The organism is Streptococcus sp. GMD1S (assembly GCF_000296875.1).
Taxonomy (GTDB): domain Bacteria; phylum Bacillota; class Bacilli; order Lactobacillales; family Streptococcaceae; genus Streptococcus.
The window spans coordinates 1-1,215 of record NZ_AJQY01000153.1; the positions used below are offsets into that span (position 1 = coordinate 1).

Annotated in this window: 2 protein-coding genes; both read right to left on the reverse strand. The window is 38.7% G+C overall.

The window, feature by feature from the left end:
- Nucleotides 1–383, reverse strand: a 383-nt coding sequence (locus tag GMD1S_RS07875) for a CorA family divalent cation transporter (protein ID WP_000899709.1), incomplete at its 3' end; no start/stop codon positions are given.
- Between the two features lie 57 nt (nt 384–440).
- Nucleotides 441–1,001, reverse strand: a complete 561-nt coding sequence (locus GMD1S_RS07880) for a mechanosensitive ion channel family protein (RefSeq protein WP_001150569.1) — start codon at nt 999–1,001, stop codon at nt 441–443.
- Nucleotides 1,002–1,215 lie beyond the last annotated feature (214 nt).

Genomic DNA, 1,215 nt, shown 5'->3' on the forward strand with positions numbered 1-1,215 from the left:
ATAATCTCTAAACTGGCAAAAAGAAATTTGTAGATTGAAACAACTTCATGGCTTTCAAGGTAGGATGCCATTCGTTTAATCACATAACTATTCTTGTGGTTGCTAATTGTGATCAGCCGTTGTTTTTCAACGATAAAGGTCATCGGAATCGCTTCATAATATTCTTTGTCTTTTTCTAAGTCAAGAACATTATAAATGAAGGTTACCGTTCCCGTTTCACGGTGATAGTCCATGTGGGCACGCTCATTTCTATCCAGAGCATACTCGATGGTTTCCTTGTCCAATCCATAGACATCCGAAAGGTCTTCCATGTTTTTAATCTTGTCTACATCAAGGTCTATCCACGTACAATCGTGACCTAATTTTTTCTCTACAAATAGCATACTCTCTCCTTTACCAAACTCCTTCTATTGTACCACAAATCTGCTAAAATAGCCGGCCTATTCAGTACGAGATAGATTGCTGACGACGGTGATATTACGATTTGGAACAAAGTGAAGGGCTTGATCGTCACCTCGCAGTTGAGTTGTACGGATCCCTACGCTAACGACCTTTCCAGAAACGGTAATCGGTCCATTTGTGAGAACCACTTCATCGCCCACATCAAGCTGGCGTTCAAAGAGGATGAAAAAGCCATTGATGACATCGGATAGAAAGCCTTGCGCCCCCATACCAATGGCCACCCCGGCAATCCCCGCACCAGCAAGGAGGCTAGAAACTGGCAAACCTAAAATAGACAGGATACAGTAGAGCAGAAAGAAATAAAGAATGTAGTTAAAGACATTCTCCAGCAAACGGGAGATAGTCTTTTGTCTTCCTGCATCTCGATTGGAAAATTTAAGCGAGGGCTTGACAATCTTTCGTACAGTTGCATGAAGCATCTTTTTAGCTATATAAAATAGTAAAAACAAAATCAAAAGAGAAATCACCTTGGTCAAGAGATTCTCTAATATGGTTGTTAAATCAAGTTTATCAAAATAGCGTTGAAAAAAATCTTGCATATAAAACTCCTTTTCCCTATTATACCATAAAATCGCCCTTCTCTTTTCTTTCATAATTATTCAATTATCGGCCCTATTTTCAAAATATCACTTGCCTATATAGCATATTTATACTATAATTATAAACAATACATTTGAAGGAGACTGCTATGAAACGAATCATTAGAGCCTGGACCAAGGCAAGCCTCATCAAACGAATCCTTATTGGAATGAT

Bases quoted from the DNA above. Each gene is read 5' to 3' on its own strand.
- GMD1S_RS07880 (WP_001150569.1), bottom strand. From the start codon at position 1,001: ATGCAAGATTTTTTTCAACGCTATTTTGATAAACTTGATTTAACAACC.